Annotated in this window: 1 pseudogene; it reads right to left on the reverse strand. The window is 39.4% G+C overall.

Annotated elements, in window-relative coordinates:
• Window positions 1-170: 170 nt before the first annotated feature.
• Window positions 171-340: pseudogene (locus QOS10_RS09575) on the reverse strand (IS30 family transposase); the annotation flags it as partial.

Below are 340 nucleotides of genomic sequence, written 5' to 3' on the forward strand. Positions count from 1 at the left end.
TCCTGTACTGAATCTTATGTCTTCAGTATAGGGGGATTGGTCGACCGCGCCTAGACGTATCGTTATTGACTACTTACTAAGAATTCATCTTATCCTTACCGAATATCATGGAACCCAATTTTGTAGGCTTTTTTCTTTTCGGCAGATTGCAAGAAATAACTTGAACGAATTTAGTGACGTAGGTTAAGCAAGAAGATCTCGATTGGTGTATGCCAATTAAGACATTTAAGTGGCCGGGAATTCAGATACCAATTAATTTGAATCAGCTTGTGATCGCTTAACTCTTCAATGGCTTGACCTTTGGGAATAAAGCGTCGTAAAACTCGGTTACGGTTCTCAT

This window comes from Limosilactobacillus galli (assembly GCF_947381495.1).
GTDB lineage: Bacteria > Bacillota > Bacilli > Lactobacillales > Lactobacillaceae > Limosilactobacillus > Limosilactobacillus galli.